This window comes from Mycobacterium sp. E1386, assembly GCF_001672745.1.
Taxonomy (GTDB): domain Bacteria; phylum Actinomycetota; class Actinomycetes; order Mycobacteriales; family Mycobacteriaceae; genus Mycobacterium.
The window spans coordinates 22,122-43,044 of record NZ_LZKH01000083.1 but is presented as its reverse complement, the minus strand read 5'-3'; the positions used below and the strand labels follow the sequence as shown (position 1 = coordinate 43,044).

General features: G+C 69.5%; 20 protein-coding genes and 1 pseudogene. 6 read left to right on the top strand and 15 right to left on the bottom strand.

What is annotated here, in order from left to right; genetic code table 11:
• Positions 1-2 precede the first annotated feature (2 nt).
• Genes A5709_RS09695 through A5709_RS09680 form a run of 4 tightly spaced genes read right to left on the bottom strand, consistent with a single transcriptional unit; the run spans position 3 to position 3,303 of the window.
• Positions 3-704, bottom strand: a complete 702-nt coding sequence (locus A5709_RS09695; RefSeq protein ID WP_067950685.1) for a Rieske (2Fe-2S) protein — start codon at positions 702-704, stop codon at positions 3-5.
• Complete coding sequence (locus A5709_RS09690) at positions 701-1,249, bottom strand: RNA polymerase sigma factor (protein ID WP_067950683.1); 549 nt, start codon at positions 1,247-1,249, stop codon at positions 701-703. The genes A5709_RS09695 and A5709_RS09690 overlap by 4 nt, the downstream gene beginning before the upstream one ends.
• 45 nt (positions 1,250-1,294) lie before the next feature.
• Complete coding sequence (locus A5709_RS09685) at positions 1,295-2,710, bottom strand: NAD(P)-binding protein (RefSeq protein WP_068119650.1); 1,416 nt, start codon at positions 2,708-2,710, stop codon at positions 1,295-1,297.
• Between the two features lie 20 nt (positions 2,711-2,730).
• Positions 2,731-3,303 (bottom strand): TetR/AcrR family transcriptional regulator, encoded by a 573-nt coding sequence (locus tag A5709_RS09680; protein ID WP_067950679.1) that lies wholly within the window; start codon positions 3,301-3,303, stop codon positions 2,731-2,733.
• A gap of 83 nt (positions 3,304-3,386) precedes the next feature.
• Between A5709_RS09680 and A5709_RS09675 the strand changes: the two genes are divergently transcribed.
• The 4 genes from A5709_RS09675 (at position 3,387) to mmsB (ending at position 7,925) form a co-directional block, all read left to right on the top strand.
• Complete coding sequence (locus A5709_RS09675; RefSeq protein WP_067950677.1) at positions 3,387-4,265, top strand: SDR family oxidoreductase; 879 nt, start codon at positions 3,387-3,389, stop codon at positions 4,263-4,265.
• Between the two features lie 83 nt (positions 4,266-4,348).
• Positions 4,349-5,869, top strand: a complete 1,521-nt coding sequence (locus A5709_RS09670; RefSeq protein ID WP_067950675.1) for a CoA-acylating methylmalonate-semialdehyde dehydrogenase — start codon at positions 4,349-4,351, stop codon at positions 5,867-5,869.
• A gap of 6 nt (positions 5,870-5,875) precedes the next feature.
• Positions 5,876-7,036, top strand: coding sequence for an isobutyryl-CoA dehydrogenase (locus A5709_RS09665; RefSeq protein ID WP_067950674.1), 1,161 nt, complete (start codon positions 5,876-5,878; stop codon positions 7,034-7,036).
• Positions 7,037-7,046: 10 nt separating this feature from the next.
• Entirely contained in the window at positions 7,047-7,925 is an 879-nt protein-coding gene (gene mmsB / locus A5709_RS09660) for a 3-hydroxyisobutyrate dehydrogenase (protein WP_067950672.1), read from the top strand.
• A gap of 159 nt (positions 7,926-8,084) precedes the next feature.
• Here the strand turns inward: mmsB and A5709_RS09655 are convergent, their stop codons facing one another.
• The 5 genes and pseudogenes from A5709_RS09655 to A5709_RS09635 form a co-directional block, all read right to left on the bottom strand.
• A complete protein-coding gene (locus tag A5709_RS09655; RefSeq protein WP_067950670.1) occupies positions 8,085-8,591 on the bottom strand; it encodes a MarR family transcriptional regulator in 507 nt (168 codons plus the stop codon).
• Positions 8,489-9,653: pseudogene (locus A5709_RS09650) on the bottom strand (histidinol-phosphate transaminase). Before A5709_RS09650 ends, A5709_RS09655 begins: the two are co-directional and overlap by 103 nt.
• Positions 9,653-10,672 carry a 3-oxoacyl-ACP synthase III family protein gene (locus A5709_RS09645; protein ID WP_068010893.1) on the bottom strand — a complete coding sequence of 340 codons (1,020 nt, stop codon included), beginning with the start codon at positions 10,670-10,672 and terminating at the stop codon, positions 9,653-9,655. Before A5709_RS09645 ends, A5709_RS09650 begins: the two are co-directional and overlap by 1 nt.
• Before the next feature lie 4 nt (positions 10,673-10,676).
• Positions 10,677-11,324, bottom strand: a complete 648-nt coding sequence (locus tag A5709_RS09640) for a hypothetical protein (RefSeq protein ID WP_068010895.1) — start codon at positions 11,322-11,324, stop codon at positions 10,677-10,679.
• Positions 11,305-13,047 (bottom strand): thiamine pyrophosphate-binding protein, encoded by a 1,743-nt coding sequence (locus A5709_RS09635; RefSeq protein WP_068119647.1) that lies wholly within the window; start codon positions 13,045-13,047, stop codon positions 11,305-11,307. Before A5709_RS09635 ends, A5709_RS09640 begins: the two co-directional genes overlap by 20 nt.
• A 79-nt stretch (positions 13,048-13,126) precedes the next feature.
• Between A5709_RS09635 and A5709_RS09630 the strand changes: the two genes are divergently transcribed.
• Both A5709_RS09630 and A5709_RS09625 read left to right on the top strand, forming a co-directional pair.
• The gene (locus A5709_RS09630) at positions 13,127-13,822 is read left to right on the top strand and encodes an ABC transporter ATP-binding protein (protein WP_068119645.1); all 696 of its coding nucleotides are present in this window, start codon (positions 13,127-13,129) and stop codon (positions 13,820-13,822) included.
• Positions 13,823-13,911: 89 nt separating this feature from the next.
• Positions 13,912-16,311: an ABC transporter permease gene (locus A5709_RS09625; RefSeq protein WP_231986949.1), complete on the top strand. Its 2,400-nt coding sequence runs from the start codon at positions 13,912-13,914 to the stop codon at positions 16,309-16,311.
• Here A5709_RS09625 and A5709_RS09620 read toward each other — a convergent pair.
• The 6 genes from A5709_RS09620 to map form a co-directional block, all read right to left on the bottom strand.
• A complete protein-coding gene (locus A5709_RS09620) occupies positions 16,298-16,924 on the bottom strand; it encodes a class I SAM-dependent methyltransferase (protein WP_068119641.1) in 627 nt (208 codons plus the stop codon). The genes A5709_RS09625 and A5709_RS09620 overlap by 14 nt on opposite strands.
• Positions 16,911-17,507 carry a DUF4389 domain-containing protein gene (locus tag A5709_RS09615; RefSeq protein WP_067950656.1) on the bottom strand — a complete coding sequence of 199 codons (597 nt, stop codon included), beginning with the start codon at positions 17,505-17,507 and terminating at the stop codon, positions 16,911-16,913. The genes A5709_RS09620 and A5709_RS09615 overlap by 14 nt, the downstream gene beginning before the upstream one ends.
• Positions 17,504-18,715, bottom strand: coding sequence for an NAD(P)/FAD-dependent oxidoreductase (locus tag A5709_RS09610; protein WP_067950654.1), 1,212 nt, complete (start codon positions 18,713-18,715; stop codon positions 17,504-17,506). Before A5709_RS09610 ends, A5709_RS09615 begins: the two co-directional genes overlap by 4 nt.
• Positions 18,716-18,730: 15 nt before the next feature.
• The gene (locus A5709_RS09605; protein WP_156673286.1) at positions 18,731-19,459 is read right to left on the bottom strand and encodes an anti-sigma factor; all 729 of its coding nucleotides are present in this window, start codon (positions 19,457-19,459) and stop codon (positions 18,731-18,733) included.
• Between the two features lie 42 nt (positions 19,460-19,501).
• Complete coding sequence (locus A5709_RS09600) at positions 19,502-20,047, bottom strand: sigma-70 family RNA polymerase sigma factor (protein WP_082953377.1); 546 nt, start codon at positions 20,045-20,047, stop codon at positions 19,502-19,504.
• Between the two features lie 74 nt (positions 20,048-20,121).
• Complete coding sequence (gene map / locus A5709_RS09595; protein ID WP_067950648.1) at positions 20,122-20,922, bottom strand: type I methionyl aminopeptidase; 801 nt, start codon at positions 20,920-20,922, stop codon at positions 20,122-20,124.
• Position 20,923: the final 1 nt, after the last annotated feature.

Here is a 20,923-nt window from a genome sequence, read left to right as displayed (position 1 = left end):
ACTCAGGCGGGCTGGTCGGGACGCGCGGGCGCGAACACCTCGATAACACCATCGACCTCACGAACCAGCAACGCCGGCAACGGCTTCGGGGCGATCGGCAGTTGGTGGGTGAGCACCTGACCGGTAGGCGAGAAAGACGTCGAGTGGCAGGGACAGCGCAGCGTGTCGTCGGGCGCGTCAAACCAGAGCCGGCAACCTTGGTGGGTGCATACCCCGGAGACGGCCTGCGGCTTGCCGTCGACGCGGCGGACGAATCCGCTGACCGAACCGAGATCGAAGGGATGCATGTTCCCGTCGGTTACCTGCGAACTGGCCGCCACCCGCTGCCAGGTGCCGGCGTTGGGCGTGAGCGGCGCGTTGTCGGCGGCGGGGACCCCGCCGGATTGGCCGGCGATCACGGCCCGGTCGATGGAGACCGCGGTGACCGCGGCGGCCGCCGCGGCCGACGTGCCGACGATGACCTGGCGGCGGGTGCTGCTGCGCTTCGGCGCCGCGTGCGGGCGCGCGTCGGACATCTGCTCGGCGAGGCGACCGTGCAGATCGTCGAGGAATTCCTGCCGCGGGGCCTCGCCCCGGCGTCCGGCCGCGCGCAATTCGATCGCCGTGCGCAGCTGCGCCGCCTCGAAGTCGTCTGGAGCGAACGGCCTGGGCCGCCGGCCCCGCAACAGGTCGTCGACGTATCGGCGGAGCCCTCGCGCGTTCATGGTGCACCCCCATCGTTGACCTGCGCCGCCAATCGCAGCGCGCGATGCTGGAGCACCTTGGCGTTGGCGACGCTGACCCCGAGTTCCGCTGCGGAATCCTTGATCGAATGCCCTTGCAGGAAGCGCAATTCCAGGATATGCCGGTAACGGTCCGGCAGATTGTCCAGAACCCGGGCAACACGCTGCGGCGCGGTGCTGATCGCTTCCTCGCTTTCCGGTGGTTGCTCGATGTCGTCGATCGAGGTTATCTCCCGGCCCAGGGTCTCCCGCCAATGCGCGGCCAGCACCGTTCGCGCGGTGACCCGTAGGTAGGCGCGCACCTCGCCGACGCTCGCGGTGAGCCGCAGCGGCCGCAGCGCGGCGAGGAAGACCTCGGCGGTGAGATCCTCGGCGTCGGCCCGGTTGCCGACCCGGGCGAACAGCGTGCGGTAGACCCAGGACGCGTTGTCCTGGTACACCGCTTCCCAGTCGGGATAGCCATCGTCAAAGCCGCTGTCGGGCACCGCCCGCAGCGGCCGTTTGACGGGTTCGCTTTGTGCCGCCACGTGCCTCCTCCACCCGATGAATATCGAGCCGGGTTACACCGGTTATCACGGTGCGGCAACCGAGGTTTGTTCACTGAGCAGCGCGTCGAGTTTGGTGGCGGTGGCCGAGAACACCGACCTGGCGATGCTCAGCAACCGGTCGCGCACGCGGGGCTTTGCCGACGCCGGCGGCAGCAGATGACCGACGAGATGGCCGAACAGGTCCAGGCGCGCCGCGGACAGCCAGGCGGTCAGCTCCTGATCGTCGAGCCAGCGCAGCTGATTGCTGTAATCCGCCAGCGCCAACCGCAGCCAGTCGATATCGGTGTCCGGATGGGGCAACGGCACGCAAAGCTGATTCCTGGTGGTGTCGTCGGCATACGCGGCTTCGACGTGGGCGATCAGCGCGGCGCTGAAGATCTGCTGGCAACCGCGCACGCTTTGCAGCGTGATTCGGCTGGCATCGAAAATTATTGTTGCCGGACGCTTTTCGGCGCCGTCGGCGGTGCAATCGACAAAAAGGGCGTCGCCGTCGAGCGCCACCGTGCCGCCCTCGAGGACCATCCGGTCGGCCTCGACCCGCAGCAGGTGACCCATGCGCACCACATCGCCGATGCGTCGCAGCTGTTCGAGTTCGGCCCGGGTGACTGTCGCGCAGCGATACATCGTCGGCCGGATCGCCGGATCGATCCGCAGCACACTGCCGACGTCCTCGAGCCGGCAGAACAAATCCTCGATTGACGCGGCGTCGTTGATCGCGCGCAGTTGCGCAATGAAGCCGGCTTTGATCTTGTCGGCGAACAGCGGTCCCGGCTGCATCGTCGCGCGATCCAGCAGCCAGGAGTCGCGGGGCGCGATCCAGGTCAGCCGGTCCGGCGCGATGTCCTGGCCGAGCAGCCACAGGCAGGTGTCGATGCCGGTCTTTCCCGCGCCGACGATCACATAACGTTCCTGCGCACCCAGTTTCGGCAGGTCGTTCGGCGGCACGCAGGTGATGCCGGGCGCGACGGCGTAGGGCGGCGGGCGCATGGCCGGCACCGTGACGTGCATGTAGGTGGCGTCCACGACGCGGCGGGCCACCCTGACGGTGTAGTCGGCGCCGGCGAGCGTGGTGAAGCGGCCGTCACCGCGGTACTCGCTCATCGGGAAGTAGGAGACCCGGCCGCTCGCCAGTAGCCGCTGGCGCATCACATGGTCGTAGTAGGCGCACACCTCCCCGGCGGTGGCCAACTCGTAAAGCCCTTGGTTCCAACCGACTTGGTCGATGGAGTCGCTGCCGAGGCGCAGCGAATTGACGCCGTAGAACGCCGAGGGCTGGTGCAGCCGGACGAACGGGTAGGCCATGGTCCAGTGCCCGCCCGGCTGATGATTGCGGTCCACCAACACCACGCGGGCATCCGTCTCGGACACCAGCGTGTCGACGAACGCCATGCCCATGGCGCCCGCGCCGACCACCAGGTAATCGGCCTCGACGGTGCGCATACGCCTGAAGGCTAGCCTGCTCAGCCGAGGTCGGCCGCCGCGGCACGGATCTCGTTCAGGGCGGTGCGAACCAATTCGCCCAGGCTCTGATCGCCGTCGGCCGTGACCCATTCGGCGAACGCCTCCTTGAAAGCGAGCCCACCCAGCTCGGCCGCCAGGGCCGCCGCCCGGTGCGGCACGCCGCGCGCCCGCAACGCACCCGCCATGGCCGCGGCCAGGCCGACCTGTTTGAGCGCATCGCGCTCCTGCAGCTCGGTGCTGGTGGCGATGACCGCTTTGAGCCGGGGCGCCAGCTCGCGATTGAACGGCGTCATCGACCCGGCCACGCGGTCCAGCCCGGCCGCGACGGCGGCGAGCGGGGTGGCGTCCGCCGGCGCCGACGAGATGCCGTCGACCAAGAGCCGCGACAGGCTTTCCTGGCCGGCCGCCAGCACCTCCCGCTTGTCGGGGAAATACCGGAAGAAGGTGCTCTTGGTCAGCCCGGCGCGATCGGCGATCTCGGCGACGGTGGTTCGGTCGTAGCCCTGTTCGGAGAACAGATGCAGCGCGGCCTCGACCAGCCGCAGGCGCGCATCGGGTTCCCATCGGGGCATCCCGTCATCGTAGCGATAAGACCTTTGTCCCATCACCTGGTAGCGTGATGAGACATCAGTCCCATCACTCAGAGGAGACGCTCATGCGGGTTTTCGTCACGGGTGCCACCGGCGGCATCGGCTCGGCCATCGTGCCCGAACTGATCGGCGCGGGCCACGAGGTCCTCGCGCTGGCGCGCTCCGACGCGTCGGCGCTGGCCGCCCAGTCCATGGGAGCCGAGGTGCTACGCGGCGATCTCGACGACCCGAACAGCCTGCGCAGGGGCGCCGCGGAGTCCGACGCCGTGATTCACCTCGCCTTCCTGCACTTCGACGACTTCGAAAAGGCGGTCACCCAGGAGGCCGGTGCCGTCGAGGCATTCGGCGCCGCCCTCGAGGGGACCGGCAAGCCATTCGTCATGGCCTCGGGAACACCGGTTGTGCCCGGCCGTGCCTGCACCGAGGAGGACCCGATGCCGACCGATGGATCTATCGGCGGACGGGGCCGAAACGCCAAGGCCGCCCTGGACCTGGCCGCAAAGGGGGTCCGGTCGGCGGTGGTCCGCCTCCCCAGGTCCGTGCACCGGGCGGGCGGGCCGTGCGGGTTCGCGTCCCTGCTCATCGAGGCGGCTCGACGCACCGGGGTGTCCGGATATGTCGGCGACGGCGGCCAGCGGTGGCCGGCCGTGCATGTCCTCGATGCCGCGTGCCTGTTTCGTTTGGTTCTCGAGGAGGCCACTCCCGGTACGGTCGCGCACGCGGTCGCCGATGAGGGGGATCCGATGCGCGCGCTCGCCGAGGCCATCGGGCGGGAACTCGGCGTGCCCACGACGCCGGTCCCGGCCGACCATTTCGGCTTCTTCGGCGCCGTCTTCGAGGCGGACCAACCGGCCTCGAGCGCGCTGACCCGCCAGAGGTTCGGTTGGCGACCCAGCCACCCGAGCCTCCTGGAAGACCTGGAAGCGGGCAACTACCTGGCGTGAAACCGGTGTCCTTGCGACGCCCGTCGGCGGTTACTAGGATATCCAAGTATCCGCCTCTCACGCGCGTACAACTCGAGGACACCATGACAACCCAAATCCCCCACTTCATCGATGGGCAGCGCACCGCCGGCCAATCGACCCGCACCGCCGACGTCTTCAACCCCAGCACCGGCGAGGTGCAGGCGCGGGTGCCGATGGCCGGCAAGGCCGAAGTCGACGCCGCGGTGGCCTCGGCCGTCGAGGCGCAAAAGGGTTGGGCGGCGTGGAATCCGCAGCGGCGCGCGCGTGTGCTGATGCGATTCGTCGAACTGGTCAACGACCACATGGACGAGCTCGCCGAGCTACTGTCCCTCGAGCACGGCAAGACGGTTGCCGACGCGCGCGGGGACGTCCAGCGCGGCATCGAGGTCATCGAGTTCGCCATCGGCATCCCCCACCTGCTCAAGGGCGAGTACAGCGAAGGCGCCGGCCCGGGCATCGACGTCTACTCGCTGCGCCAGCCGCTGGGAGTGGTCGCCGGCATCACCCCGTTCAACTTCCCGGCGATGATCCCGCTGTGGAAGGCCGGGCCGGCCCTCGCGTGCGGCAACGCCTTCGTGCTCAAGCCCAGCGAGCGTGACCCGTCGGTTCCGGTGCGGCTGGCGGAGCTGTTCTTGGAGGCCGGCCTGCCGCCCGGCGTGTTCCAGGTCGTGCACGGAGACAAGGAGGCCGTCGACGCCATCCTGCACCACCCCGACATCCAGGCGGTGGGCTTCGTCGGCAGCTCCGACATCGCCCAGTACATCTATGCGACGGCCGCGGCCACCGGCAAGCGGTCGCAGTGCTTCGGCGGCGCCAAGAACCACATGATCGTGATGCCCGATGCCGACCTGGACCAGGCGGTCGACGCGCTGATCGGGGCCGGGTACGGCAGCGCCGGCGAACGGTGCATGGCGATCAGCGTCGCGGTGCCCGTCGGCGAGCGGACCGCGGAACGGTTGCGCGCCAGGCTCATTGACCGGATCAACAACCTGCGCGTCGGGCACAGCCTGGACCCCAAGGCCGACTACGGCCCGCTGGTCACCGAGGCCGCGCTGGCGCGGGTACGCGACTACATCGGCCAGGGCGTCCAGGCCGGCGCCGAATTGGTGATCGACGGCCGCGAGCGCGCCAGCGACGACCTGACATTCGACGACGCCAGCCTCGAGGGCGGATTCTTCATCGGCCCAACGCTGTTCGACCACGTCACTCCCGACATGTCGATCTACACCGACGAGATCTTCGGGCCGGTGCTGTGCATCGTGCGCGCCCACGATTACGAAGAGGCGCTGCGGTTGCCTTCGGAACATGAGTACGGCAACGGCGTGGCCGTCTTCACCCGCGACGGCGACGCCGCCCGCGACTTCGTGTCCCGGGTGCAGGTGGGCATGGTCGGCGTGAACGTGCCGATCCCGGTTCCGGTGGCCTACCACACCTTCGGCGGTTGGAAGCGCTCCGGCTTCGGCGACCTCAACCAGCATGGGCCCTCGTCCATCATCTTCTACACCAAAACGAAGACGGTGACGTCGAGGTGGCCGTCCGGCATCAAGGATGGCGCCGAATTCGTCATCCCCACAATGGATTAGGGCTCTATGTTCACCCTCAACGACGACGAGCGGGTCATCACCGAGACGGCGGCCGCGTTCGCCGCCAAGCGCCTCGCCCCGCACGCCCTGGAATGGGACGCCGCCAAACACTTTCCGACCGACGTGTTGCGCGAGTCGGCCGAGCTGGGCATGGCGGCGATCTACTGCCGCGAGGATGTCGGCGGCAGCGGCCTGCGCCGGCTCGACGGGGTCCGCATCTTCGAGCAGCTGGCCATCGCGGACCCGACCACCGCCGCGTTCCTGTCCATCCACAACATGTGTGCCTGGATGATCGATAAGTTCGGCACCGCCGAACAGCGCAAGGCCTGGGTGCCGCGGCTGGCCGCGATGGACGTCATCGCCAGTTACTGCCTCACCGAGCCGGGTGCCGGCTCCGACGCCAGCGCCTTGAGCACCCGGGCCGTCCGGGAAGGCGGCGACTATGTGCTCGACGGCGTCAAGCAGTTCATCTCCGGCGCCGGCGCCTCCGACGTGTACGTGGTGATGGCCAGGACCGGCGGTGACGGCCCGCGCGGCATCTCGGCCTTCGTCGTCGAAAAGGGCGCTCCGGGGCTCAGTTTCGGTGCGCTGGAAGAGAAGATGGGCTGGCATGCCCAACCCACCGCGCAGGTGATCCTGGAGGGCGTGCGGGTACCCGCCGAGGCCATGCTGGGCGGCGCGGACGGCGAGGGCGCCGGATTCGGCATCGCGATGAACGGCCTAAACGGCGGCCGGCTCAACATCGCGGCGTGCTCGCTGGGCGGCGCCCAGTCCGCCTTCGACAAGGCGGGCGCCTACGTCCGGGAACGGCAAGCGTTCGGCAAGGCACTGCTCGACGAGCCCACCATCCGGTTCACCCTGGCCGACATGGCCACCGGGCTGGAAACGTCGCGAATGATGTTGTGGCGGGCCGCGGATGCGCTGGACAACGACGACCCCGACAAGGTCGAGCTGTGCGCGATGGCCAAGCGCTACGTCACCGACACCTGCTTCGAGGTGGCCGACAAGGCCCTGCAGCTGCACGGCGGCTACGGGTATCTGCGTGAGTATGGTCTGGAAAAGATCGTCCGCGATCTGCGGGTGCATCGAATCCTGGAAGGGACCAACGAAATCATGCGGGTGGTCATCGGCCGCGCCGAGGCCGGACGATTCCGCGCGACCGCTTAGAAAGGCAGCCATGACCTCGATTGCGTTCCTGGGGCTGGGGAACATGGGCGGGCCGATGTCGGCGAATCTGGTGTCCGCCGGCCACACCGTGCGCGGGTTCGACCCGGTGCCCGCGGCGGTCGCCGCCGCGGCCGGCAACGGGGTCACGACGTTCGACAGCGCGGCCGAGGCGGTGGCCGGGGCCGACGTGGTGATCACCATGCTGCCCAACGGCGACCTGGTGAAGCGGTGCTACGCCGACGTTCTGCCGGCGGCCAAGGCGGGAGCGCTGTTCATCGACAGCTCGACGATCTCGGTCAATGACGCCCGCGAAGTGCACGCGCTTGCGCAGTCGCACGGGGTTTCGCAGCTGGACGCGCCCGTCTCCGGCGGGGTGAAGGGCGCCGTCGCCGGGACGCTGGCGTTCATGGTCGGCGGTGACGACGGCGCCCTGGAGCGCGCCCGGCCCGTGCTGGAACCCATGGCGGGCAAGGTGATTCACTGCGGCGCGGCTGGAGCCGGGCAGGCCGCCAAGGTATGCAACAACATGGTGCTGGCGGTGCAGCAGATCGCCGTCGGCGAGGCCTTCGTGCTGGCCGAGAAGCTCGGGCTTTCAGCGCAGTCCCTGTTCGACGTCATCACCGGCGCGACCGGCAACTGCTGGGCCGTGCACACCAATTGCCCCGTGCCGGGCCCGGTGCCGACATCGCCGGCCAACAACGACTTCAAGCCGGGTTTCGCGACCGCACTGATGAACAAGGACCTGGGCCTGGCCATGGACGCGGTGGCCTCGACCGGGTCGGCGGCGCCGCTGGGCAGGCACGCCGCCGAGATCTACGCCAAATTCGCGGCCGACCACGCCGACCAGGACTTCAGCGCGGTGATCGAAATGCTGCGCGAAACCCCCTGAACGGCAATGGGATTCACAACCTTCACATTGGCACCTGCGAAGACTCACCGCGCGTTTTGCCCGCCTCCGAGCGACAACCGTTGTCGCTGTGAGGCGGGCAAAATGTCGCATCCCGCCCGCGCCGGGACTGCTGGGACGGATGTGACCCAGGCGAGCGATTCAGAAGTCGCCCGCATCGCGGCGCAGCGTTTCGATCGATGAAACCAGCGCCCGCGCTTCGGCTTCGGACATCCCGATGTCGGCGAACACCTGATCGTTGAGGGTCACGGTGGCGTCCTCGACCGTCGAGCGGCCCAGGTCGGTGATCTGCACCAGCGTGGTGCGCCCATCGGTGGGGTGCGGCACCCGCTGCACCAGCCCGTCGGCTTCCAGCCGACGGATCGCATGCGTCACGCTCGTGACGTGGACCTGCAGCCGATCGGAGGCCTTGGTGATCGGCAGCGCGCCGGTCCGGCTGAACGCCAGCAGGCGCAGCAACTCGTAGCGGGAGAAACTCAGGTCGTAGGGGCGCAACGCCGTCTCGACGCGGGCCAGCAGGATCTGGTGCGCCCGCATCACCGAGGTCACCGCGACCATGCCCTGCGCCACATCGCTCCAACCGGAGCGCTCCCAGTTGTCGCGCGCCGCGGCGATCGGATCACGCTTCGGCGGTCGTGAGGCGGCCACGCCCCTTCATACCGCACTTGGCGCGCGAGCGTGGCCTTTCCCCAGCGCCGCGAGCACCGCCAGTGTCGAGGCGCGATTGCCCACGGTGATCCGCGCGCCGCCGTCCGGGTAGCACCGCACCCGTAGCCGGTCGTCGACGAAAACCTCATGCCACGGCCCACCCCTCGGGGGCAGGTACATGAAGTTGGCGTGCGCGTCCGTCGTGTCGACCCCCAGCGCGCCGAGGCGCATCCGCAGATAACAGCGTTCGGCGTTGATCATCCGGACCCGGTGCAGCAGTTGGTCTTCCGCGGCGTAGGACGCGGCGACCGCGACCAGACTGGTGATCGGGGCGCCGAACGGCAGCTGATGGGACCACAGCGCGGCGGCCAGTTCCCGCGCCGCCACGCCGTAACCGATCCGCAGCCCCGCCAAACCGTAGGCCTTGGAGAAGGTCCGTACCACCACCACATTCGGGAAGCGGGTGACCAACGCCGACACCGCGATGCGGTGCTCGGGCGCGGTGAACTCGATGTACGCCTCGTCGAGCAGCACGACGGTCTCGCGCGGCACGCGGCGCAGGAACGCCGAGACGGCGGCCGCGGACTCGATCGTCCCGGTGGGATTGTGCGGCCGGCACAGGACGACGACCCGGGCATCGGCGGCGGCGCGGGCCAGCCCGTCGAGGTCCTGGTGACCCTGCGCGTCCAGGGGAACCGTCCGCGTCTTCAGTCGCGCCATCCGCGCGAGGATCGGGTAGCCGTCAAAGGTGGGCGCCGCCATCGCCACCGTGTCGCCCGGCGTGGTCAGCGCCTGCAGGGCCAGCAGCACGACGCCCGTCGCGCCGGCGCCCGGCACCACCCGGTCGGTGGGAACCCCGATGTGGTCGGCGATCACGCCGCGCAGCCGCTCGGGCACGAACTCGGGGTAGCGGTTGACGGCGTGAACGGACCGCATCAACGCCGACCGCACCGCCGACAGCGGGGGGAATGGATTCTCGTTAAGCGACAACGCGAACGGGTCCACCGCGTCGGGCAGCGCGTCGCAGCCGCCACCGTCCACCGGGCTAGGGACGGGCTGCATCACCCTCGCCCGCCCCAGCGTACCGCCGCCGCACCGGCGAAGTCGCCGGCATGCGCGAACGCGGCCATCATGATGACGTCCCCGGCCTCGACCTGCCCATCGGAGATCGCGCGGTCCAGGTTGATCGGGATGCCGGCGCCGAACAGGTTGCCGCACTCATCAAAAGTGTCGCGGTGTCTCGACTCGGGCAACTCGAGGGCCTCACGCCAGTTGCGCAGGAACACCCGGTTCGGTTGGTTGGTGACGAGCAGGTCGATGTCCTTGGCGGGCAGGCCTATTCGATCGCACACCGCCAGCGCCACCTCGGGGACCTGCCGGTTGCCGCGGGCCAGCACCTTGGTGATCTTGCTTTCGGTGAAGCCGATGCTGCCCTCGCCGGCCCCGGCCTGCCACCACTTGCGGGGCGGGTCGTAGGACAGCGTCATCTCGCCGGCGTATTCACCGTAGGTGCGGCACTCGACGTCGAGGATGGGCGATTGGTCGCCCCGCGTGACCAAACCCAGCGCCGCGCCGTCCCCGGGCACCGCGGACTGGGCCTTGCGGCGGATGGTCGGCTGATCGAAGAACTGTCCGGCCGCGTTCTGTGCGATGGCGATCAGCGCGGTGTGCCCGTCCCCGGCGGCCAGCAGTTTGCGAGCCACGTTGAGTGCCAACACGAACGCCGCGCAGCCGCCGTTGTTGAGGTCGAGCACCCAGGACGGCCGCATGCCCAGCCGGTGCGCGATGCCGCCGCCTTGCCCGTAGAAGGCCATGTCCGGCACCTGGGTGTGGGTGATGAGCACGTCGGCTCCCTCGACCACGTCCTGGCCGTGCCGCTCGATCAGGCCCTGCGCCGCGTGTTCGATCATGTCGATCGAACTCTCGTCCGGCCCGACGTGGTGGCGGAACTTCGGGGCGCGGAACATCACGTTCTCGCGCAGGTCGTCGGATTCGGCGAATTGCGCGTAGTAGTCGGCGCCGATCGGCTCGCCGGGCAGATAGGTGGAAACGTCGATCAGGCTGACGCTCGGTTGGCTCATGTTGCTACCTCATCCATTTCGGCGTCACCGGAAGGCCGTTGCGGTGCCGGTATTCGGCGATCGCCTTGAGGTTCTGCAGCTCCAGCGCGTGACCGGCGCCGAACATGTCCCAGAAGTCGCCCACCCACACCGGCCGCTGCGCCGGCGCGGTCTCCGGGTACGGGTTCTTGTCATAGAACGGGTGGTGGCAGTTCGTCCACAGCACAACCGATCCCGGCTTGTCGAGGACCACCTGTGCGTCGACGACGCGCATCAGATAGATCATCCACAGGTGCTTGCCCTGGTCCCATGCGCAGTGGTAGTCGACGGTCCGCGCCGCCGCGTTGGCGACGGTCCGGGTGTAGATCTCGGTCTCCGAGCCGAGCCGGTCGTAGGCCAGCCACAGGCCGGGTGAGTCGGTGGGCGTGAAACCGCGCAGGCTGTACGTCCACTCCTCGAGGCTGCGGGTGTCGGCCAGGTATTCGTACAACTCATCGGGCGGGCACGCAACGTAATCGTTGACCGTGCAGTACTCCCCGAAGACCTGGTCGTGCGGGTAGACCGACCGCATCATCTCCATGATGATCGGGGTCGCCTTCTCCCGCGGGCTGGTTTCGATGCGGACCACCCCGTCGATGGGAGTGGGGATGTCCTCAAGCGCTGGCAGCGACATCGGCCCGGTTCTCCTTTGCGGTCGGAACCTGTTCTGTGGCAGCCGCGCTGCCTGACAGCGCGGTGAGAAATGGTGCAAACGGCGGGATTTCGTCAGCATCGCATTCGACGCTGACGACCGCCGGGCCCTCGATGTCCAGCGCCACCCGAAGCGCCGCGGCAAGTTGGGCGGGGTCACTGACATCGACCGATGTCAGCCCGGGAAACATCGCGGCCAGACCGGTTCCCAGCGCGCTGGGCAGGAAACGGTTGTAGCTGTAGCGGTTCTGGTAGAACAGCTGTTCACGGGTCACGCACATCGCGTGGGCGTTGTTGTTGAACAACACGAACGTCACGGGAAGCCGGTACTGCAGCGCGGTGTGCACCTCGAGTCCGTGCATGAAAAAGGCACCGTCCCCGGCGATCACCACGGTGCGGCCGCTCTGCCGGCCGCCGTTAGCGCGTCCGAACGCCATGCCGATCCCGGCCCCGAAGCTGTAGCCCATGCCGCCCATCCCGAGCGCGGCGACGAACCTGCCGCCGCGCCGGGCCGGCAGGTAGTGGATCGCTGCCGCGCCGGTGTTGCCGGCGTCGACGACGATGTCGGCCCCGTCGGGCAGGGCACGGTCCAGTACCGCCATGGCGTCGCGGTACCGCACGCCCGGCCCGTCGCAGTCCTTGGGCGTCAGTTCGGTGCGCGGCACCAGATCGGGTACCCGCACGCCGTTCGGGCGTCCGTGACCGCGCAGTGCCTGGGTCAGCAGGCGCAGCGAGCCACGCAGGTCGTCGGTGTGCACGTGTGTGCAGTGCAGATAGGGCCGCGCCGACCCGATCGATACCGTCCGCACCGCCGCCAGTGCGTCGTCCAGGCCGCCGCGCGCGGTTACCGTGAGCCGGGTGCCGACGATCAGGCACAGGGCGCTGGCGGCCAGCGTTTCGGCCACGCTCGGGTGGCCCATGACGCCGGTCACGCCGACGGCCGACGACGAGCCGAAACCCGGCGTGCCGGCGACGTCTTTGGCGTCTGGGACGGTGGCCACCCGCGCGCGCAGCAGCGCGCGCAGGTCCTCGAGTTCGGCCCGGGCGTCGTCGCGGGCCACCTGCTCGCCGGCGATGATCGTGACCTGACCGGTCGTCCGGCGCAGTTCCCGGGCGATGGGATGCGGGTCGCCGATCGACGCGCTGAAATGCAACTGCTCGGCGCTGCCGTCGACGGCGATGAAAGCCTGCTGAATGTCCTTGGGCAGCAACAACACCGCCGGGCCCCCGGCGCGCGCCGCGCGGATCGCCCTGGGCAACGCCGACAGGACGTCCGTCGGAGAGACCAGCCGCTCGCAAAACACCGACACCGCCGAGAACAGCGCGCGGGCATCCAGCGATCCATTGCGGCCGCTGGTGTCCTGGAAACTGCCCTGTCCGTCCATCGTGGTCGCGGGCTGGCCGACCAGGGCCAGCACCGGAACCCGGCTCGCGAACGACTCGCCCAGACCGGCGACGAGGTTCAGCGCTCCCCCACCCGACGTCGCCGCCACCACGCCCAGCCCGGCACCGCTGCGGCTGTACCCGTCGGCCATGGTGGCCGCCGAGAACTCATGCTTGGCCAGCACCGCGGTGAGTTCCGGCCGGAACTGCGCGGCGTCGTACAGATCCTCGATGTTGGCGCCGTCGACGCCGAAGAGGTGGTCCACCCCGAGCGACGCGAGGTGCCCGACGATGTGATCGACCACCCGGTACTTGCCGGACATGTCTTCAGACACGAGGCCGGCACTTGATCGGTTCACCCCGGCGGGTGAACCGCGTGCCGCCGGCCTTCGTGGTGTCTAGATGACCATCGAACTGCGCAACGTGGTGCGCGAATATCGGGTCGGCGGTCAAACGGTCCGGGCACTCGACGGGATCAGCCTTCGCCTCGGGGACGGTCAGTTCGTGTCGGTGGTCGGACCCTCCGGCGCGGGTAAGAGCACGCTGCTTCACCTGCTCGGTGCGCTGGACTCTCCCGATTCCGGCTCGATCATGTTCGACGGCGAGGAGATCGGCCGCCTGGGCGACGAGGAGCAGTCGGAGTTCCGCCACCATCGGGTGGGTTTCATCTTCCAGTTTTTCAACCTGTTGCCGACCTTGTCGGCGTGGGAGAACGTCGCGGTGCCCAAACTGCTCGACGGTGTCCGGCTGGGCAGGGTCAAACCGGATGCGATTCGGTTGCTGGACCGCGTCGGGCTCGGCGACCGGACCGAGCACCGGCCGGCGGAACTGTCCGGCGGCCAGATGCAGCGCGTCGCGGTGGCGCGCGCGTTGATGATGGACCCGCCGCTCATCCTCGCCGACGAGCCCACCGGCAACCTCGACTCCGCGACCGGCGCCTCGATCCTGGAGCTGCTCGCCGGGGTGGCACACGAAGCCGGCCGCGGCCGGCTCGTGGTGATGGTGACCCACAATGCGGACGCCGCCGCGGCGACCGATCGGGTGATCACGCTGCAGGACGGCCGCGTCGGTTCGGACGTACCGGCGGTCCCTGCGTGAAACTCTCGGCGGCGGCCAGCCGACTGCGCGTGTTCAGCCTGCGTGAGCTCGCCGTGCATCGCCGCCGCACGCTCGCGTCGATCGCCGTAATGGCGGTTTCCGCAATGTATTTGGTCGCGATATTCGGCATCTTCGGTTCGATCAGCGGGTCGGTCAACCGGCTGGCCGACGGGGTCGCCGGCGTGGCCGCGCTCGAGGTGTCGGGCATCACCGACGCCGGATTCCCCGACACGATATTGGCCGACGTGTCCGCGGTTCCCGGCGTCGCGACCGCGGCGCCGATGATCCGGACCTCCGCGTCGACGGCGACGGGACCGGTGCTGCTGTTCGGTGCGGACGCGAGCACCGCGGCACTGGGCGGCGCCCTGAAGGACGCGGTCACCCGGCCGGTGCAGGCGCTGTCCTCGACGCCGAACGGGGTCCAGGTCGGGCCGCGGGTCGGATATGCGAAAGGCCAGACGCTGCAACTGGGCTCGGGCTCGGTCACGGTCAGCGAGGTGCTCGCGGACAAGCAGTTCGCCGACCTCAACGGCGGGCACTACGTGCTTGCCCCACTTGCGTTGGCGCAGAACGTCACCGGCCGCCCCGGGCAGCTCGACTCGATCCTGATCACCACCAAACCGGGCGCCGACGCGGACGTTGTCGGGGCCGCGGTCACCGCCGCGGTGCACGGCCGCGCCATCGTCGCCGCTCCGAGCCTGCGGGCGGCCCGGGCCGGTGACGGTGTCAGGTTGATGAATTACATGGCCCTGCTTGGTGCCGCGGTCGCGTTGGTGGTCGGCGCGTTTCTGATCTACACCACGATGACCATGGCGATCGCCCAGCGCCGGCCGGTCATCTCGATGCTGCGCGCGATCGGCGGCCGGCGCGTCACCATCGTCGGCGACATGCTGGGCGAGGCGGCGATACTCGGACTGCTCGGCGGCGCCATCGGCTCGGGCATCGGAATCCTGGCCGGCCGCATGGCCATTGGCCGCTTGCCCCCGGCGATGACCCAGGGCCTCGAGGCCCGCGTCCAGTACTGGCTGCCCGGTTACGCGATCCCACTGGCGCTCGCGGCCACGGCGCTTACCAGCGTGGTCGCCTCGGCGATGGCCGCGCGGCAGGTGTACAAGGTCGCGCCGATCGAAGCGCTGGCGCCGGTCGGGGCGTCCACGGCGGACGTCGTGCCCCGCTGGCTGCGGGTCGCCGCCGGTGTGGGCGCCGTCGCGGTTTTCGCGGTGGCCATCTGGGTGGTCCTCGGCCAACGCGGCACCTTGGCGTTCGCCGCGATGGCCGCCCTGCTGAGCGCCGAGATCGCGCTCGGGTTCGCGCTCGCCGCACCCATCGTCGCGGCCACGGCCGCGTTGGCTCGCGTCTTCGGACCGTTCGGGGCACTCGCGGCGGCCACCATCGAACGCGCCCCGCGGCGCGTGTGGGCCACCGTGATGACCGTCCTGATCGGGGTGGTCACCACCGTGGTGATCACCGGCACCAACGCCGACATGATCCGCTCGGCCCGTGCCATATTCGCTCCCGCCGCCGGCGCCGACGTGTGGGTGAGCGCCAACCCTCCCGACAGTTACCCCACCGACGCACTGCCGCAAGGCCTTTCGGAAAAGGTGGCCGCGGCGCCCGGGGTGGCGCGGGTGACCGAGGGCGCGTTCGGGTTCGCCGTCGTCGGGGGTACGCGCGTCCTGCTCGACGGCTTCTCCGACGGGACCCACGATTCGCTGTTCCGCGCGCTCGACGAACGGGTGCGCGCCGACGTTCTGGCCGGCCGCGGCGTGGTGCTCACGCAGAATCTGGGCGCCACTTTGCACGTCCGCACCGGCGATCGGCTGCAACTGCAGACGCCACACGGTCCGCGGCAGACGCCGGTGCTGGCCCTGGTGCCGTTCTTCTCGACAGTGATCGGAACGGTCGGAATCGACCTCGGGCACATGCGGGCGTGGTTCGATCGCCCGGCGGCGACGACCCTGCAGATCACCGCGGCCCCGGGGGTGGACCCGCGGCGCCTGTTGACGGAGGTGCGCCACGTGGTGCCCGCGCCCAACCACGTGTACGACGGCCGCACCGCGCTGGCGGGGCTGGAAGCCCCGCTGCATCAGAGCATGTTCATCGCCAACGCCGTGTGGGTCATCGTCGTGGCGGTGGCGGCCGTCGCGCTGCTCAACACGCTGACACTGTCGGTGCTGGAACGCCGCCGCGAGATCGGTGTGCTGCGGGCCATGGGGTCCAGCCGGCGGTTCACCCTGCGGACGGTCCTGGCCGAGGCGGCCGGAATCGGTTTCGTCGGCGGCGTTTTGGGGCTGCTGTTCGGCCTGACCGACCAGTGGCTGTTCAGCCTCATCAGCGGGGAGATCATGAATTTCCAGGTCGGCTTCCGCCTGAGCCCGCTGCCCCTGGCGTTCACCGCAGGTGCGCTGGCGATCTGCCTGCTCGGCTCGCTGCCACCCGCCCGGCGCGCGGCGCGGCTGAACATCATCGAGGCACTCAGCGTGGAGTGAGGATGGCGAACCCCTGCAAATGGGGCTTGCACGGGAAGGGCACCGGCGTGCGCGGAATGGTGCGCAGCTCCGTCGTGTCGAACCCGGCCGCGGCGATGGAATCCAGGGTTCGGCGGTTCGGCTCGCAGCCGGCGGCCAGCCACGACCACGGCCTGGCCACCAGGTCCTGGAACCGGCCCATTGCGCCTTCGCCGCGGACATGCTCGAGCACCACCAGCCGGCCCCCGGGAGCGAGCACGCGGCGGATCTCGCCGAGCGTGGCGGCCACGTCGTCGACCGAGCAGAGCACCAGCCCGATGTGTACCGAGTCGAAAGCGTTGTCCGGGAACGGAATCGATTCGCCGGTTCCCTCGACGATGTCGACGGCGATGCCGCGGCGATGGGCAAGCCGGGACGCCATCCGCCGGAACGGCGCCTCCGGCTCCACGGCGGCGACCGTCGTCACCGCGGCGGGCAGGAATTTCAAGTCGGTGCCCGGACCCAACCCGAGCATCAGCAGCCGGCCCCTTGCGTGGCTGAGCGCCTCGCGGCGATAGCGGTGATAGAAGAGCCGGTCGAAAACCGGCTGGCCGAATCTGTACACGTACGGGAAGAAGGGGTTACGACGCGTCACTGGCGCCCAAATCCATTCGGAACGGCGGGTATTCGTCACGCATCAGGGACACGTACACGGCCACCCGATAGCGCCATCGAACGATGCCCAGCAGAAGATCGAACATGCCCGTCGGGATGGTCCCCGTACACAACAACCCGACCGCGGCGATCACGCACAGCAGCTGCAGCAGCGGCTCCATCGACCAGCAGAGCAGGATCTGCGGCACGGCCAGCAGCCACTTCACCAGCACGGCCCAGTTCTTCAGCCGCTCGGGATAGTCGACCTGCAGATCGCCCGGGTAGTCCGGCCGCGACGCCAGCGTGAAGGGCGGGTACCTGTCCGTGCTGTTCATCGGGAACCGGAAATTCATCACGCGCCACGACCAGCGCAGCACGCCGACATTGAAGTCGAAGATGGGCCGCGGATACCGCCCGGTGAACAGAATGGCGACGCCGGCCACGACGGTCGACAGCGGATATATCAGGTAGAGCCCGATCAGGATCGGGTAGTGCGGGAATGCCAGCACGCACCACTTCAACAGCCAGAGCCAGCGGGAGGGCGCATCGAATTCGCCTCTGACCCTGATGATTTCGTCGTTCATGGACTGGACCGGCTGATCGTCGCCGCTCGCAGTTCCCGGCTGATCTCCGCGCACATCCGCGGGTGACTCGTCCAGCGCAGAAACATCGTCAGTGCGCCGGCCTGCAGCCGGTCGGGGATCAGGCCGGCGGGCCGCAGCACCAACTCGCCGTGCGAGACCGGCAGTGCTGCCACCCTGGACACGGCCATCACCTTGCGCCGTCGGGTCTTCTCATACCAGCGCAGCGCGCTCGGCACGTCGCCTTTGGCGGCGCCGCCCCGAAGAGCCGACAGCGCCTTGCAGAGCACCATGGTGTCGAGCAGCGCCTGGTTGGTCCCCTGCGCCAGGGTGGGCGGCATCGTGTGGGCGGCATCGCCGAGCAACGTCACCGGGCCCCGGCCCGCCGGGGCCATCGGATGCCGGAAATGCGGATACGGCGAGTGCGCCAGATCATCGTCGGTCAGGGCCGCCAGCACCCGGTCGACGGCTTCCGACCACCCGGCGAAGTGGGTCCGGAGCGTCTCGATCGGACGTTGCGGTCGCACGAAGTCGTACGACCACGGCAGGTCGAACCACCACTGCACCTCGGAGCCCCCGGCCGGCCACAGGCCGAGGTTTCCGCGCTCGCCGATGACCATGAGCGCGGTGTGCTTGTCCGGGATGTCCGCAAGGGCAATCAGCCCCTGCCAACTGCACCAGCCGGTGGGTTTGGCCTGCCGCCCGCCGACGTTGTCCCGGACCATCGAGTGCAGGCCGTCGGCGCCGATCAACAGGTCTCCCTCGGCCCAGCTGCCGTCGTCGAACTCGACCCGCACGGCGTCGCCCGTGGCGGCCAACGAGATCGCGCGGGCCCCGCATCGGATGCGGTCGGCCGGAAAGCCGTCCAGCAACCGCTCTAGCAGGACCCGGCGCGGAACCATCCGGACCGGCGCGCCCAGCCGAGCCGCCATCGCGGACACGTCGAGCGTGGCGAGCGGATGGCCCGTGGCGGTCACGGCCCGTACGGTCGACAGCAGTTGACCGGCCCGGTCCATGTCGACGCCCAGCTGCCGGAGCACCGTCTCGCCGTTGGACCAGATCGTCACGGCACCGCCGGCCGCCCGCACTTCGGGTCGACGCTCGAAGACGGTGACGTCGTGCCCGTCCCGCGACAAGCCGCGGGCAACGGCGATCCCGCCGACGCCGGCGCCCACCACCAGCGCCCGCAGTGGACGCCCGTGGCCAGACACCGCAGCCCCCGACCCCTAGAGCGAACGCTGCAACAGAACCTGGCCGCTATCGGCGGCCACCACCTGAACGGCCGCGATCTGGTCGACCGGTGTCGAGATGCTCCCCGCGGGCGTCGCGGTGTGGCCGGGTACGGCCACCCAGGTCGCCAGCCGGGTCTGGCTGCCGTCGCGGCCCACCACGACCATCGCCAGCGTGTCGTGGTGCGCGTTGAGCGGGGCCAGGCACACGCACCGCAAGTTGATGGAGGTCCCCCAGTGCTGGCTGGACAGCTCGACCGTCGAGGCCAGCAGGGTGGTGCCCACCTGCGCCATCGGCGCCGATGACGCGGTCACCTGCTGCGACGGGGACGAGGAATACCCCTGCACCCCGACGAACACGCCGATCGCCAGCACCACCGCCGCGGCCGATGAGGCCACCCAGGTCACTATCCGCGTGCGGCGCCGGCGCCAGCTCACCTTGGCTAGCAACGACGTCAGCAGCTCCGGCGACATCTCCGGTGTCGCCGACAACCCGGCGGCCGGGCCGGAGTCGTTGATCGCCGCCACCTCGTCCGGGCCGAGCTGCGAGAGCAGCGCAGGCACGCCGCTCAAGTCGGCGACGGCCTCCCGGCACGCCGGGCAGTGCGCCAGGTGCGCCTCGAATTCGCGTCGCTCCACCGCCGACAACGAGCCCAACACGTATGCGGCATCCCACATCACGTACGGGTCGTCCGGCGGCCCGATGCCCCGCAGCGGCGTCTTCATGTCATCCATTTTCCCCAGCACCCTTCAAGCATTCGGAGCCCCTCACCGGGTAACTCCGAGTTCCTGCAGAGTGAGTCGCAACGCCCGCACGGCGTAGTGTAATCGCGACTTCACCGTTCCTTCCGCGATCCCGAGGTCTGCAGCAATCTGCGCGGTGGTCCAGCCGCGGTAGTACGACCGGTCGACCACGGCCCGGTGCTCGGCGGACAGCTGCGCCATCGCGTCGGCGATCAGCAGCTTGTCCAGCGCGGCATTCACCTCGTCCGGCGTCGACCGTTCGGGCGCCCCCGCCTCGTCCGTCGAACCGACGACGTTGCGGAACCGTGCGCTCCGCCGGTCGTCGATGATCATGTTGCGCGCGACGGTGAACAGCCACGCCCGCGCCGAGCGCTCGGTGTCCCCGACGACCTCCGGATGCTGCCAGGCCCGCAGCAACGTCTCCTGCACGACGTCCTCGGACTGGCTCGCATCCCCGGTGAGCCGGAGCGCGTAACGCCACAAAACCGCTGCGTGTTCGTCGTACAGCGCCTTCATCAGGGCGGCTTCGGCGGTCCCGGACGCCCTCGAATTGCCTGCAACACGGGCCACTCCATCACCTCCGACTACTGAAACGAGTCGAACGGGTGCTCGGTTCAATCGCCACGACCCGCCGACGCAGCAGGCTAGGCCAGCGTCAGGATGCGCGGACCGGCGTCGGTGACCGCGACGGTGTGCTCCCAGTGTGCCGCACGGGAGCCGTCGGAGGTGGTGACGGTCCACGCGTCGTCGAGCACCACGGTCTTGCCCGTCCCGAGGGTCAGCATCGGTTCGATCGCCAGCACCGACCCGGGGGCCAGGAGCGGGCCGCGTCCGGGCGCGCCCTCGTTGGGCAGGAACGGGTCCATGTGCATTTGCCGCCCGATGCCGTGGCCGCCGTAGCCCTCCACGATCCCGAACGCCCGCCCGTGCCGGTCGGCCGCCGCGCGCGTGCCGGTTTCGATGGCGTGCGAGACATCGGTCAGCCGGTTGCCGGGAACCATTGCCGCGATCCCGGCCTCCAGCGATTCCCTGGTGGCGTCGCAGAGCGCCTGGTCGGCCGCGTCGAGGGTGCCGACGCCGAACGTGATCGCGGCGTCACCGTGCCAGCCTTCCAAGATCGCGCCGCAGTCGATGGACACCAGGTCGCCGGGCGCCAAGATCTCTGCGGCCGACGGAATCCCATGGACCACCCGCTCGTTGACCGACGCGCAGATCGACGCCGGGTAACCGTGATAGCCGAGGAACGACGGAACTGCGCCCGCCTCCCGGATCACCGACTCGGCGATCTGATCGAGGCCCAGCGTCGACACCCCGGGCACCGCCGCCGCCCGCACCGCATGCAGCGCGGCCGCGACCACCGCCCCCGCCGCCGCCATCGCGTCGAGCTCACCGGCGGTGCGCTGCGGAACGACTTTGTGTCTCCGCAGCCGCGCCAGCGCGCTCATC